The organism is Chloroflexota bacterium (assembly GCA_014360805.1).
GTDB lineage: Bacteria > Chloroflexota > Anaerolineae > DTLA01 > DTLA01 > DTLA01.
Genome location: JACIWU010000076.1, coordinates 1 through 14,385 on the forward strand (window position 1 = coordinate 1; position 14,385 = coordinate 14,385).

The window sequence follows — 14,385 nt, forward strand, 5'->3', positions numbered from 1 at the left end:
GGTCAATGTTGACGACTTTGTCTATGTACTCCAGGCCCAAAATCTCATCGTGTAGGCCGGGCTTGTCCTTCGCGCCGTAGAAGACCTGCGCCAGTTTCTTGTACAGGATCTCCACGATGAGGGAACTCTTGCCCGAACCCGACACGCCCGTTACGCACACGAACTTGTTGAGCGGGATTTCCACGGTGATGTCCTTGAGGTTGTTCTCCCGCGCCCCTCGGATGACGAGGGACTGCCCGCGGCCCGGGCGGCGCACCCTGGGCATGGGCACCCTGCGCGCCCCCTTGAGGTACTGGCCGGTGATGGACTGCTCGCACGCCATCACGTCGTCCAGGGTGCCGGCCACGACCACATGCCCGCCGTGCTCGCCGGCCCCCGGCCCCAAATCCACGATGTAGTCGGCGGCGCGGATCGTCTCCTCGTCGTGCTCCACGACGATGACCGTGTTGCCGATGTCGCGCATGTCCTTGAGCGTGCGGATGAGGCGCGCGTTGTCGCGCTGGTGCAGGCCGATGCTCGGCTCGTCCAGGATGTACAACACGCCCATCAGCCGCGACCCGATTTGCGTGGCCAGGCGGATGCGCTGGGCCTCGCCGCCCGACAGCGTGGCCGTCGCTCGGTCAATCGTCAAGTAGTCCAGGCCGACGTCCACCATGAACCGCAGGCGGGCCTTGATCTCCTTGAGAATCTGGCGGGCGATGGTCAGTTCCCGCTCGCTCAGCGACTGCTCCAGGCGGTCAAAGAACTCCAGCGCCTGGGTTACCGAGAAGGCGGTAACGTCCACGATGGACAGGCCGCCGACCGTAACTGCCAGACTTTCGGGCTTGAGGCGCTTGCCCTTGCAGGCGGGGCACAGATGCGGGGCCATGTAGCGGTCAATCTCGCGGCGGATGTAGTCGGAACTGGTCTCGCGATACCTGCGCTCCAGGTTGGGGATGACGCCCTCGTAGGTGGTCTGGTACGAACGGATGCGGCCCTCGCCGTTCTTGTAGCGGAACTGGATGGTCTCGCCCGACCGCTGGCCGTACAGGATGATGTCCAGTTGGCGGGGCGAGAGTTTGGACACGGGAATGTTGGTCGGGATGCCGTAGTGTTTGGCAACGGCCCGCAGCAGTTGCGCGTAGTAGCCCTCATCGGTGGTGGTCTGCCGCCAGGGGGCGATGGCTCCCCCGTCCAGGCTGCGCTCCTTGTCGGGAATCACCAGGTCGGGGTCAATCTCCAGTTGCACGCCCAAGCCCGTGCACACGGGGCAGGCCCCGTGCGGCGAGTTGAACGAGAAGGTGCGCGGCTCAATCTCGGGCAGCGACAGGCCACAGTGCACGCACGAGAAGTGCTCCGAGAACAGCATGTCGCGCGGCTCGTCGCCCGTTACGTCGCTGACAACGACCACCCCCTCACCGATGCGCAGGGCCGTCTCCACCGAGTCGGTGATGCGCAGCGCATCGGGGTTCTGGCCGTTCTCGCCGCGGCTGATCATCAGGCGATCCACCACCGCCTCTATGGTGTGCATTTTGTAGCGTTCCAACTCTATCTCTTCGTCCAGGTCGCGGACGACGCCGTCCACCCGCACGCGGACAAAGCCGCTGCGGCGGGCCTCTTCCAGGACGCCCTTATGCTCGCCTTTGCGGTCTTTGACCATGGGCGCCAGGATGAGGATGCGCGAGCCTTCGGGCAGGGCCAGGATGGCGTCCACGATCTGCTGCACGGTCTGCTGCGAGATTTCCCGCCCGCATTTGGGGCAATGGGGCACGCCGATGCGCGCGAAGAGGAGCCGCAGGTAGTCGTAGATTTCGGTTACCGTGCCGACGGTGGAGCGGGGGTTGCGGCTGGCGCCCCGCTGGTCAATGCTGATGGCGGGCGACAGGCCCTCAATGTAATCCACGTCGGGCTTTTCCATCTGGCCCAGGAACTGGCGGGCGTAGGCGGAGAGGGATTCCACGTAGCGCCGCTGCCCCTCGGCGTAGAGGGTGTCAAAGGCCAGCGACGACTTGCCCGAGCCGGACAGGCCGGTGATGACCACGAGTTTGTCCCTGGGAATCTCCAGGTTGATGTTCTTTAGATTGTGTTCGCGTGCGCCGCGAATGATGATCTTGTCCTGAGGCATGTGCGCCCCCTGCATGATAGGTCCACGCGGCCCAGTAAGGTCGCGGTTCGTTTCGCAACTTCTCATTCTAGCACGTTTGCGGCCTGCGCACAAAGTTGGCGGGAGGCCCGTATTCGGGTGCGACGCACTTCCGAAAGTGCGTCGCACCTCTGCGGCGGCTATAGGAAACCGCCCTACGTGTCTACATCTATTCCCCATTCGTGTGGATTCGCGTGATTCGTGGAGAGTGGTTAGCCGGATGGCGGGATCAGAACGCCAGTCATATTTGGCGCGACAGGATGGAGATGCTATAATCCCGACGCGCAGCAAACGTTTCGGAGGAGGTGTTTTTCTTGCTGACCTATCTGCATATTGCGCAAATCATCATCGCCATCGCGCTCATCGTTGCGGTGCTGTTCCAGGCCCGCGAGGCCGACCTGGGCGGGGTGTTCGGCGGCGGTTCGGCCGTGCAGCGCACCCGCCGCGGCGTGGAGAAGGTGCTCTACAATTCCACCATCGCCCTGGCTGCGGCTTTCCTGCTGATCTCCCTGATCATCGTCATGATCTCATAGCCTGCCCCCACCGCGTCGGACCCTGATGGCACCAGGGAATCGTGGAGAGCGTATGCCGCGCAGTTCCCGTCTGGCAGCCGTGCTCACGATCTGCGGGATCGTGCTCATCGGCGTCGTGCTGGCGCGCCAGGTGGTTCACGTCAGCATCATCCTGGTGCCCGCAGAGGGTGGCACGTACACCGAAGGGGTTGTGGGCGCGCCCCAGTGGCCCAACCCCGTCCTGGCCGCATTCAACGAGACCGACGAGGACCTCGCCCGTCTGTTGTTTCGCGGGCTGACCCGCGTGGACGAGCACTCGCGCATCGTGCCCGACCTGGCCGAATCATGGGAAGCGTCGGGCGACGCGCTGGTGTACACCTTCACGCTGAAGGCGGGCCTGAAGTGGCAGGATGGCGTGCCCGTTACCGCCGATGACGCGGTGTACACCTTCCAACTCATGCAGTCGCCCGACTTTCCTGGCCCGCCTTACCTGGTAGAGTTGTGGAAAACGGTGCGCGTGGAGAAGGTGGACATCCTCCGCGTGCGGTTTACGTTGAGCGAGCCGTTCGCCCCGTTCCTGGACTACACGACAGTAGGGCTGCTGCCCGCCCACATCCTGGGCAACACGCTGCCGGCAGACCTGGTAAAGCACCCCTTCAACACCGCCCCCATCGGCAACGGCCCGTTCGTGCTGGAGCGCGCCACGTCCGAGGAAGTCGTGCTACGGCCCAACCCGCTGTCGGGTGAGCCGAGGCCCTACCTGGAGCGGCTGGTGTTGCGCCTGTACCCTGACACCGACGCCGTCTTTGCGGCGTACCGTCGCGGCGAGGTGGACGGAATCCGGGTCATCCCCGCCGACCGCCTGGAAGACGCCGCAGGGTTGCCCGCGCTGAATCTATACTCCGCGCCGGTGGCCCAGGCCGCCTGGCTGATTCTCAACACGCAGTCGCCGCCGCTGGACGAGACGGCGCTGCGGCGGGCCTTGACGCTCGCCACCGACCGCCAGCGCCTGATTGCGGACGCGCTTCACGGCCAGGCGCTTCCCCTCTACGGGCCGCTCCTGCCCACCTCGTGGGCCTACAACCCCGCCGTGGAGCAGGCCGCCTACGATCCCGAACAGGCGCGGGCGCTGCTGGCCGAGGCGGGCTGGGCGGATTCCGACGGCGACGGGACGCGCGACAAAGAGGGCAAGGCGCTTGCGGTGGAAATCGCCTGCCTGAACACCCCGCAGGACGTGCGGGTAGCCGAGGCCATCGCGGCCCAGTGGCAGGAGGTCGGCGTGCGGGCTACGGTGGCGCCGCTGTCGGCGGGGGAATTGGCCAACGACTACCTGCGGCCCCGCGCATTCCAGGCCGTGCTGTACCACTGGCTGGATGTTACGCCCGACCCCGACATGTACCCCTTCTGGCACTCCACCCAGGCCGCCGACCCAGGCCAGAACTTCGCGCAGTTCCGGAACCGCGACGCCGACGAGATCATGGAGCAAGCCCGCCAGACGCCCGATACGGTGCTGCGCCAGGAGTTGTACGCGCGCCTGCAGGAGATTCTCCGCGACGAAGCCCCCGCCATCTTCCTGTACCAGCCGGTGTACACCATGGGCGTGCGGGACACGGTCCACGGTGTAACCCTGGGGCCGGTGTTCAGCGCCTCGGACCGCTTCCGGAGCATCGCGGGCTGGTACGTGCAGACGCGGCGAGTCGTGGCGAGCCAGGCGCGGCAAGGCCCCTAGCAACGGCGGCCCGCCCGCTGGCCAGCGCCTACGCTCCGAACAACTCCCGCTTTTCCTGCTCCAACTTCTCGTCAACCGGCAGCGAGCCGGACGACACCGAGACTTCCTTCCAGAACGCCTCGTCGTAGTTGCGCGGGCGCACCTGAATGGGCATGGGCACGGCGTGCCCCACCACCAGCACCTCCTGGCGGAGTTTCAGGCTGGCCAGGGCGTTGCGCAGGGCGCTGCGGTCGCTGACGCCCGTGAGCACGGCCTCAATGTCCCGCTCGTCGGCCAATTTGCCCGAGATGCGCGTGCCCAGTTGCGACAGCACCTCCGAGTCTATCCCCGACGGGCGCTGGTCTATCACCATCAGCGTTACGTGGAACTTGCGCATCTCGCGGGCGATGGTGCCAAAGATCGTCTGCGAGGCGATTTCGGGATTCAGGAACTTGTGCGCCTCCTCCACCGTGATCATGAGCGGCCTGGGGCGGTCGCGCGACTCCTTCGTGCGCTCGTACTGCTCGGTCCACGCTTCCCACGCAGCGCGCACCCGCCGCGTTACCAGGTTGGACACCAGCATGTAGTCCATCATGGTGCTGTGCTTGCCGAAATGCAGGATGACGTGCTTGCCATCCTTCAGCGCCTGGATGATCTCATCCAGCAGGTTAGAATCCATCTCGGGCCGCACGTATTCCTTCCGGGCCAGTTTCTTGAGGTCGCGCTGCAGGGCCTGGACAGACCCCACATGCGCGCCCGACTGCTCGCAGAATTCGCTCAACTCTTCCGGCCCCATCTCTATCAGACGCGTGAGCCACGCGGCATTGTACCGGTCCTTCAGAAGGCCGATCATCGTGCCTGCCTTGGCCGTCAGCCCCAACTCCTGGGACATGAGGATCACGTCTTCGGGCTCAATCTGGTTCATGCCGATCTTCAGGATGCCATCGGCGGGGCGGCCCGACTTGTTGGCTTGGGCCTCGTCCAGTGAATACACCAGCACTTTGGAGCCAAACAGGCTCTTCAGACCCCGAACCCACTGCTTGGCCTCGCTCTCCTTGCCGTAGGCGTACTCGTTGTGGGCGTCAAAGATGAGGGTTGAGCCCACGTCGTGCTGGATGATGCCCGCCAGGATGAGGAGCGCGGTGAAACTCTTGCCGGTCCCCGTCTGGCCGAAGAGGCCGCTGGACCGCTCCATGAACCGCGCCAGGTCCAGGCAGATGGGCAAGTCCATGGTCAGCGGCTGGCCGATGACGAAATGGTTGGCCTTGTCCGCCGAGCCGAAGACGGTGGCGAAATCCATCTCGGTGGCCTCCACCAGTTCGGCATAATGCATGGGGATGGTGCGCACGGACATGACGCCGCGCTCCTCGGGCGTATCCCCTGCCAACTGGCGTGAGGGGTCCACCACGTCCACGGTGGGCATCATGAGCATGGGCTTGACCACGGCCATGGCGTAGGTCGCCGAGCCGCTGAGCACCCGCGAGACGAATGGCGTGAAGCCCTGGGGCGGCTTGGCGATGAGGCGCGCGTCCGAGGTGCGCAACTGCAAATCCGCCAGCATGCAGAAGTAGGTGTACTCGCGCCCCTGCACCACCATGAAACTCCCGATTTGCAGGTCCTCGGTGCTACAGCCCGGGTCCAGCCGCACCGTCAACCCCGCCGTGAATGAGCCATCCACCACAACGCCCAATCGCTTTCGTTCCATCGTGCCTCCCTAAAAGAAACGAGTTTATTCACCGCCGAGCACGCCGAGAACGCAGAGAGAAGGAGGCTTCTGTTCATCTGCGGTGAAACGTCATGTCTCTGGGTCCACGGCGTACAACACGGCCAGCAGCCTCTCCACATCTTGCTGGAGCAGCCCCGCCACCTCCAGCGCGGCCTGCTCCAGCCACGCCTCATCGCGCCCGCGCTGCTCGTAGGTCCACTCCAGATGCGCCGCCAGGACATGCTCCACCGGCACCGGCACCTGGGCCGTGGCCAGGGTGCGCAGGTACAGCCGCCGCTCCGAGAACCGGCCCACCTCGTCCGGCCCACATGCGTAGACCGAATAGTGCATGGGGGGCGGTTGGGCCGGAAGCCGCTGGCTCACCCGCCCGCCCGCCAGCGACCCAACCGGAATCACGGTGAATTTGGTGTGGAGCAGGTGCTCCAGTTCGGGGTGGCTGGCATAGACCGCGTCGTCGTAGGCGCCCGGTCGGCTGCGTCGCACCGCCCCGCGCGCCGGATCCACCGACACCGTCTCGCCGAAGGCCACGACGCCGTAGATCCACGTGCCGCGCTCCCCTTGCACCTTCACCAGGCTGCCGAGCGCTGGTGGACGGTTCAGGATGAAACTCTCGGCCACGAATGTGAATGAGTCGGTCTCAATGATTTCGCCGATTCTCTCGGTCATACGCCTCGCCTCCTTTTGCTGCGGTCTTTGCCCGAGCGAATGTAGGGAAGGCCGCGCCGGGCGAATTCGCCCTCCACCAGTTCCTCCACCACCGCCCGCATCGTTATGTCAATCACGGCGGCCTCGTGCGCCTCCATGAGCGCCAGCGGATAGGGCGGCACATCGCCGCTGAGCGCGCACTGATCCAGCACCACGCCCAGCCCCAGGTTCAGCGCCTCCTCGTCCTCGGCCACCCACCGCGGCATCTCCACGCGGGCAATCTCGCCGCCCACCTCCATGTAGCAGAAGATGATCTCATGGCCCCCATAGTACTTGACCACATCGGACACCGTGGCAAACAGATCGGTGCGCTCCGCGGGCTTCAGCACACCCTGGAGCAGTTCGCGGTCGCGCAACTCGCCCAGGAATTCGCACAGTTCGCGCTCATCGCTCTTGCATGTCTTGCACTCCCTCGGATCGGTGTCGCACAGGGCCACCCGGAGGGCGTTGCACAGGTCGCGGGCGCTGGGAAAACTGATGTAACTCACCAGCGGAATCCGCTCCGCCAGGAAGCCGTCCAGCGCCCTGCGGAACGGCGCAAGGAGCCGATTTCGGACGCCGTCGGACGCGGTCTGAAGTCGCCACAGGATGAGCGTGCCGTCGTGGAGGGCCACGCGCGGAGCCGGCAGGGCCACCGCCGTCTCCAGCAGCACCTCCAACTCGCGCACGGCCATCTTCGCCCCGAGCAACTCGCCCTTGAGCGGCTCGCCGTCCACGTAGAGGTCCTCGTCGCTGTACAGCATCTCGCTCACCGCGCCCAGCGACGCCGCCGAATTCTCCCCGTAGGCGAGCACGACCTTGCTCATGTTGAGGACACAGTACTGAACGGGGCTGTGCCGGTCGGGCGGGATGTTGGACCCGTCGCTGGCGGCCACCGAGTACCCGCCACGCGGCAGCGGGGGAACGGGGAACGTGTCGCCGAGGGACTTCAGAGGGTTCGCCACGAGCCAGGGATAGCGCTCCTGGCGCTTGTCCAACTTATCGCTCACCTTGTCGGCATCGGCGCGCCGCAGCAGGTTCCGCGCCTCGCGCAGGAGGCGCTGCCGCCTCTCGGGGCGCTGCAAGTCCACCAGGGCCTGTATGTGCGGGTGAATCGCCGAAAGGTCCAGCGGCATCTTCCCTGCCTCCGTTCGCACATTTGGTCTAATCCTAGCACGACTGCGGAGTTTTCGCAAATGCGCTCACTTCCTATAGGGCGGGAAGACCGAGACAAAGCATCGGGCCGGCACCGATGAGTGCTGGCCCGATGGTCGTGAGTCTGAGTAGAAGGTGGGGATACGGGTCTTACCGACCGCGCCCGCCGTTCCTGCCCCTTGCGCCTGCGTTACCGCTGGCATTGGGCGACCCGATGATCTGGTCGTAGGCAGCCTGGCTGAGGTGCTGGGGCGCATAGGTCTCGCCCCGCGCCTTCAGGTTGGACGCGAAGGCCCGCAAGTGATTCTCTGACCCCTTCAGAAGGTTGGAGTAGACCCGCACAATGTCGGCCTTGTCCGTCTGGGCGATCCGCTCTTGCAGGTCCAGGATGTCAATCTCCTCAATCGCCGCGCCCACCTTCAGCGCATCGGCGATGGACTGGCTCCCCTGCGCCACGAGTTCGTCGTACAGACTCTGCAGTGTCGGGTTTGTGAATTCGCCGGCGGCGTTGCCCGCGGTCGGGTCTTCCACGCCGTAGCGGTCCAACAGCCGCTTCACCGCGTCGCTGTGCGTCTGCTCAGCAGCGGAGATGTTCTTGAAGACCGGCAATCCCCACTTGTCGTACAGCGCAACATACACATCATGGGCCAACTTCTCTTCCTCACGCATGAAGGCCAGCCCTGCCGCCTCATCCTCAGTTACAGATGTCGTCGCTGCGACGGGGACAGGGGACTGAGCCAGCGCAGGAGCCGCCGCGACGGTCCCCACCACCAGGGATGCAACCACAAGCGTCATCAACACAAATCGTTTCATTTTGTCAACCTCCTCGGTTTACTGTTCTTGAGGGTTGGGTGCTGGCAGTCTGCGGTTTCGTATAGGACCTTGCCAGCATCTACACGTGGAGTATAGCATGCCCGTGTGAAGAACGCTTGAAGGTGGTGTGTGCGTTGTGTGAAGGTGTGGCCGCTTGCCTTCGGTCGCACACCTGCGCTACAATGGGCACGCGATTGCGGCTCGCCACGGAGACCGAGAGGGCGCAGAGGGAGAGGAGAAGCCCGTGCGATCCTTGCCCCTCCGCACTGCGCCTTCGCGGGGATACGACGGACAGGAAGGTGCGACATGACGCTGGTTCTGGGAATTGAGACTTCGTGCGACGAGACGGGCGCGGCCGTCGTGGAGAACGGCCGCCGCATCCTCAGCAACGTGGTCGCCTCGCAGATTGACCTGCACCGGCAGTACGGCGGCGTCTTCCCCGAAATCGCGTCGCGACAGCACATCCTCACCATCGTCCCTGTCGTGCAGCAGGCCATGCGCGACGCGGGTGTGGATTGGCGCGACCTGGACGCCATCGCCGTAACCTACGGGCCTGGCCTGGCGGGGTCGCTCCTGGTCGGGGTCAACGCGGCCAAGGCGCTGGCCTTCGCCCACAATCTCCCCCTGGTGGGCGTCAACCACATAGAGGCGCACATCTACGCCAACTGGCTCATCCCCACCAAGCCCGCGCCGACAGACCTGGGCAGCGCGCCGGAGCGGCCCGCTGAGCCGCCCGCTCCCGCGCCCGAGCCTCAGTTCCCCCTGGTCGCGCTCGTCGTCTCCGGCGGCCACACCGAACTGCTGCTCATGACCGATCACGGCCAGTTCAAGCGATTGGGCGCCACCATTGACGACGCGGCGGGCGAGGCCTTTGACAAAGTGGCGCGGCTCCTGGGGCTGGGATTCCCCGGCGGCCCTGCCATCCAGCAGGCCGCCTCGCGCGGCAGCGCCGAAGCGTTCAAGTTCCCGCGCGCGTGGCTCAAGGGGACGTATGACTTCTCGTTCAGCGGGCTGAAAACCGCCGTCCTCCGCACCGTCCGGAAGTATGAGGCGAAGATGGGCGCGCCCGCTGCCGACCGCAAATCCAAACTCGTGTCCTCGCAGACCCCGCCCATGATACACCAGATACCGGTGCCCCACCTCGCGGCGAGTTTCCAGGCCGCCGTCGTGGATGTCTTGGAGGAGAAGACACGCCAGGCCGCCGAGGCCACCAAGGCGCGGCAGGTGCTGCTGGCCGGCGGGGTCGCGGCCAATGCGCTGCTCCGCAAGGAGATGACCACCCGGCTGGCTCCCGTGCCGGTGCTGGTGCCGCCGCCGGCCCTGTGCACCGACAACGCGGCCCCCATCGCGAGCCTGGGCTACTTCCGCTTCATGCGGGGCGAGCGCGCCGGCCACGACTTGGACGTGAACCCCAATTTGCGGCTTGGTGTCGCGCCGACCCCGTGAAACCCGACCTACGGCTGGGGTGGCGAGTAGGGCCGCGCGGGGCTGAACCCCCGCGCTGAACGAACCAAGCCCCTTCGGGGCTGGCGTCGGCCCGCCGCTTCCTCGCCCGCAACTGCGGGGAGAGGGTTGGGGTGAGGGGCGTTGAACCACGAACGCCGCGAAAGACGCGAAAGGGCGTCCGCGCAAGCCCGTAGGGCTTCGCCCTTTCAGCCCGACGGTTCACCGTCGGGCGGGGCCCCGTGCTGGGAGAGGGCTGGGGTGAGGGGCCTTCGCGCACCCTCGCCGCACCCACAAGGACCGAACAGAGACCCCAAAGGTCTGTGAGATCTTTGGGATCTGCGCCTACCCTCGGCGGCGGGCAAAATTCTTGACAAAATCGCCCTTTCGTGCTATGATTTAGCACTCAAACAGCGAGAGTGCTAACAACGCCTTGCTGGAGGAGACGCTGATGGACCTGACCGAACGCCAGCGGATGATCCTGGGCCTGGTCATCCGCGAATACATACAGAACCCCGTGCCCGTGGCCTCCAAGGTGCTGGTGGAGAAGTATCCCTTGGGCATCAGCCCTGCCACGGCGCGCAACGAACTGGCCCTGCTGGAAGAGCGCGGCTACCTGACCCATCCCCACACATCGGCGGGCCGCATCCCGACCGAGAAAGGCTATCGCTACTTCGTGGAGTACCTGATGCAGCAGGTGGAACTGCCGCTGGAAGAGCGGCTCACCATCCGCCACCAGTTCTATCAGGTGCACGCGGAGATGGACCAGATGATGCGGCTGTCGGCGTCGGTTTTGGCGCGGCAGACCCGCTCGGCGGCGCTGGTAACCCCGCCGCGCACCCCCCAGAGCCGCTACAAGCACCTGGAACTCATCTCCCTGCGCGAGACCGTCGCCCTGCTCATCCTGGTGCTCCAGGGCGGGCTGGTCAAGCAGCAGGTGTTGACCCTGGACGCGCCCTACACGCAGGAGACCCTGAGCGCCATCGCGGGGAAGTTGAACCACCTGTACGCGGGCCTCACCGTGGACAGCATCAGGCCCGACGTGGCGGGCGCCGAACCGCTGGAAGCCCGCGTCGCCCAGATTGTCCGCGACATCATGACGCACGAAGACCGCCAGATGTCGCAGGAGATTTACCGCGATGGGCTGGGCTATATCCTGGAACTCCCCGAGTTCCGCGAAGCCCGCTCGCTGAAACAGGTCGTGGATTTGCTGGAGCGCGGCATGTTCTTTGAGGAGATGCTGGCCGAGGTCATGGAGCGCGGCGGCGTCCAGGTGATTATCGGCGGCGAGGGGCGCTGGGATGAACTCAGCGATTGCAGCGTGGTCATGGCGCGCTACGGGGGCGAGTCCAGGGTCGGCGGGGCGCTGGGCGTCGTCGGCCCCACGCGCATGCCCTACGCCCATGCCATCTCGGTCGTGCGCTACGTGGCCGAACTCATGGGCGACCTGATGTACGAATGGTATGGATACTAGGGCCGAGGGCATCGGCCCGAATGGGCCATGCCCTGCGGCCTGCTCTAACCGCAGGAGCACAGCACATTTGCCTGCGCAATGCGACATAGACGTGGAAGGGGTGAGAATCATGGCTGAAGACGCGAAGACCAACGAGACACAGCAACAGGCAGAGGAACCCGCCGCTCCCACGGCACAGGAGACCGCCCCGACGGGCGCGGCCGAGGCGGACGAGAAGGAATTGTTGCGCCAGGCGCTTGAAAAGGCGCAGGCCGAAGCGAAGGACTATCTGGATCAACTCCTTCGCTCGCGCGCCGACTACGCCAACTACAAGCGTCGCGCCGAACAGGAGAAGCAGGAACTGATCCGCCGCGGCAACGCGAACCTGATCGTGCAATTGCTGCCCGTGCTGGACGACTTTGAGCGGGCCTTCCAGTCGCTGCCGTCTGGCCTGGAAAAACTCACGTGGCTGGACGGGATCGCCCTGGTGCACCGCAAACTGCAACTGATTCTGGAGAAGGAGGGCCTGCAACCCATCCAGATCAACGGCCGAAAGTTTGACCCGACGGAGCACGAGGCCATCGGCTACGAAGAGTGCGACGATGTGGAAGACGGCATGATCGTGGTCGAGGTGCAGAAGGGCTACAAACTCGGCGACCGCGTCCTGCGCCCGACGCTGGTTCGCGTGGCCCGACGGCCCGTCGCGCCCGCCGCGGAGGCGAAGGCCAGCGCCGAAGGCCCATCGCAGGCGCAGGGCGCGGAGACCCCGCAGGAATAGCCCCGCGGCGGCATCCCCGCGCCCCGTTGGGCTTCCGAGACACGTTTTTTCAAGGAGAAAACATGGGCAAAATCATCGGCATTGACTTGGGCACCACCAACTCGGTTGTCGCGGTCATGGAAGGCGGCGAGCCGATTGTCATTCCCAACGCGGAGGGCAGCCGACTGACTCCCTCGGTAGTGGCCATCGCCAAGAACGGCGAAAGGCTGGTCGGCCAACTGGCGAAACGCCAGGCCGTTACCAATCCAGAGAACACCATCTTCTCCATCAAGCGCTTCATGGGGCGCAAGTTCAACGACCCCGAGGTGCAGCGCGCCATGAAGGTGGTGCCCTACAAGATCTCGGCCGCGCCCAACGGGGATGTCCGCGTCCACATGGGCGGCAAGGAGTACTCGCCACCCGAAATCTCGGCCATGATCCTGCAAAAACTCAAGACCGACGCCGAAGCCTACCTGGGCGAGACCATCACCCAGGCCGTCATCACGGTGCCAGCGTACTTCAACGACGCCCAGCGCCAAGCCACCAAGGACGCGGGCACCATCGCTGGCCTGGAAGTGCTGCGCATCATCAACGAGCCGACTGCCTCGTCCCTCGCCTACGGCCTGGACAAGAAGAAGGACGAAAAAATCGCCGTGTACGACCTGGGCGGCGGGACGTTTGACATCTCCATCCTGGACCTGGGCGATGGCGTCTTTGAGGTGCGATCCACGAACGGCGACACCTTCCTGGGCGGCGACGACTTTGACCAGCGCATCATAGAGTGGGTGGTGCAGGAGTTTCTGAAGGACACGGGGATTGACCTGCGCCAGGATCGCATGGCGCTGCAACGCCTCAAGGAAGCCGCCGAGAAGGCGAAGATAGAACTGTCCAGCACGCTGCAGACCGAAATCAACCTGCCGTTCATCACCGCCGACGCATCGGGCCCCAAGCACCTGGTGATGACCCTGTCGCGGGCGCGGCTGGAACAACTGACCGCCGACCTGATAGAACGATCCATCGGGCCGGTGCGGCAGGCCCTGGCCGATGCCAAACTCCGCCCCGAAGAAGTCAACGAGGTCGTGCTGGTGGGCGGCCAGACGCGCATGCCCGCCGTGCAGGAGGCGGTGCGCAAGATTTTCGGGCGCGAGCCGCACAAGGGCGTGAACCCCGACGAGGTGGTGGCCATCGGCGCCGCCATCCAGGCTGGCGTCCTGGGCGGCGAGGTCAAGGACGTGCTGCTCTTGGACGTTACGCCGCTTACCCTGGGCATTGAGACCCTGGGCGGCGTGGCGACCCCGCTCATTGAGCGCAACACCACCATCCCGACCAGGAAGAGCCAAATCTTCTCCACCGCATCGGATGGGCAGCGCAGCGTGGAGATCAAAGTCTTCCAGGGCGAGCGCCCCATGGCAGCCGACAACAAGTCCCTGGGCAGTTTCATCTTGGACGGCATCCCGCCGGCCCCGCGTGGCGTGCCGCAAATTGAGGTTACGTTTGACATTGACGCCAACGGCATCCTGAGCGTAACCGCGCTGGACAAAGCCACCGGCCGCCAACAGAACATCCGCATTCAGCCTTCCAGCGGCTTGTCCAAAGAGGACATAGAGCGCATGGTTCGCGAAGCCGAACAGTCGGCTGAGCAGGACCGGCGCAAAAAGGAATTGGTGGAGGCGCGAAACCAGGCCGATTCCGCCATCTACTCCGCCGAGCGGCTGCTGCGCGACGCGGGCGACAAGGTTGCGACTGCCGACAAGGCCGAGGTGGAGCGGCTCATGTCCACCCTGCGGGCCACCATGGCTGGCGAGGACATTCGCGCCATTCAGGCGCAGACGGCAGACCTGGCCCAGGCGCTCCAGCGGGTGGGCGCGGCCATGTACAGCCAGTCGGACGGGACCCCGCCGCCGGAGGGCGAGCCTGGCGGAGACCAGGACAAGGGCCCCGAGGACGTAGTGGACGGCGAATACCGCCAGGCGTGAGACGGGCGGGTGCGAGTTGCGCGGGGCTGAACCCCC

The 14,385-nt window shown here is 65.3% G+C and carries 11 protein-coding genes; 6 read left to right on the forward strand and 5 right to left on the reverse strand.

The window, feature by feature from the left end; translation table 11 throughout:
- On the reverse strand, positions 1 to 2,104 hold a 2,104-nt coding region (gene uvrA / locus H5T65_11540), incomplete at its 3' end, for an excinuclease ABC subunit UvrA (GenBank protein MBC7259868.1).
- A gap of 332 nt (positions 2,105 to 2,436) precedes the next feature.
- Here uvrA and secG point away from each other — a divergent pair.
- Both secG and H5T65_11550 read left to right on the forward strand, forming a co-directional pair.
- A complete protein-coding gene (secG, locus tag H5T65_11545; GenBank protein ID MBC7259869.1) occupies positions 2,437 to 2,655 on the forward strand; it encodes a preprotein translocase subunit SecG in 219 nt (72 codons plus the stop codon).
- Between the two features lie 52 nt (positions 2,656 to 2,707).
- Entirely contained in the window at positions 2,708 to 4,363 is a 1,656-nt protein-coding gene (locus H5T65_11550; GenBank protein MBC7259870.1) for a peptide ABC transporter substrate-binding protein, read from the forward strand.
- 28 nt (positions 4,364 to 4,391) lie between these two features.
- On the opposite strand, the gene H5T65_11555 is transcribed toward H5T65_11550, so the two are convergent.
- From H5T65_11555 to H5T65_11570, 4 genes are all read right to left on the reverse strand, one after another.
- On the reverse strand, positions 4,392 to 6,047 hold the full coding sequence (locus H5T65_11555; GenBank protein MBC7259871.1) for an ATP-binding protein: 1,656 nt from the start codon (positions 6,045 to 6,047) through the stop codon (positions 4,392 to 4,394).
- A 90-nt stretch (positions 6,048 to 6,137) separates the two neighbouring features.
- Positions 6,138 to 6,734, reverse strand: a complete 597-nt coding sequence (locus H5T65_11560) for a hypothetical protein (protein MBC7259872.1) — start codon at positions 6,732 to 6,734, stop codon at positions 6,138 to 6,140.
- Positions 6,731 to 7,888: a DNA double-strand break repair nuclease NurA gene (locus H5T65_11565; GenBank protein ID MBC7259873.1), complete on the reverse strand. Its 1,158-nt coding sequence runs from the start codon at positions 7,886 to 7,888 to the stop codon at positions 6,731 to 6,733. The genes H5T65_11560 and H5T65_11565 overlap by 4 nt, the downstream gene beginning before the upstream one ends.
- Positions 7,889 to 8,057: 169 nt before the next feature.
- Positions 8,058 to 8,720 (reverse strand): DUF2202 domain-containing protein, encoded by a 663-nt coding sequence (locus tag H5T65_11570; protein ID MBC7259874.1) that lies wholly within the window; start codon positions 8,718 to 8,720, stop codon positions 8,058 to 8,060.
- Between the two features lie 306 nt (positions 8,721 to 9,026).
- On the opposite strand from H5T65_11570, the gene tsaD reads away from it, so the two are divergent.
- The 4 genes from tsaD (at position 9,027) to dnaK (ending at position 14,349) form a co-directional block, all read left to right on the forward strand.
- The gene (tsaD, locus tag H5T65_11575) at positions 9,027 to 10,166 is read left to right on the forward strand and encodes a tRNA (adenosine(37)-N6)-threonylcarbamoyltransferase complex transferase subunit TsaD (GenBank protein ID MBC7259875.1); all 1,140 of its coding nucleotides are present in this window, start codon (positions 9,027 to 9,029) and stop codon (positions 10,164 to 10,166) included.
- Between the two features lie 448 nt (positions 10,167 to 10,614).
- Positions 10,615 to 11,637: a heat-inducible transcription repressor HrcA gene (gene hrcA, locus H5T65_11580; GenBank protein MBC7259876.1), complete on the forward strand. Its 1,023-nt coding sequence runs from the start codon at positions 10,615 to 10,617 to the stop codon at positions 11,635 to 11,637.
- Positions 11,638 to 11,746: 109 nt separating this feature from the next.
- Positions 11,747 to 12,394 carry a nucleotide exchange factor GrpE gene (gene grpE, locus H5T65_11585; GenBank protein MBC7259877.1) on the forward strand — a complete coding sequence of 216 codons (648 nt, stop codon included), beginning with the start codon at positions 11,747 to 11,749 and terminating at the stop codon, positions 12,392 to 12,394.
- Between the two features lie 62 nt (positions 12,395 to 12,456).
- Positions 12,457 to 14,349: a molecular chaperone DnaK gene (dnaK, locus tag H5T65_11590; protein ID MBC7259878.1), complete on the forward strand. Its 1,893-nt coding sequence runs from the start codon at positions 12,457 to 12,459 to the stop codon at positions 14,347 to 14,349.
- Positions 14,350 to 14,385 lie beyond the last annotated feature (36 nt).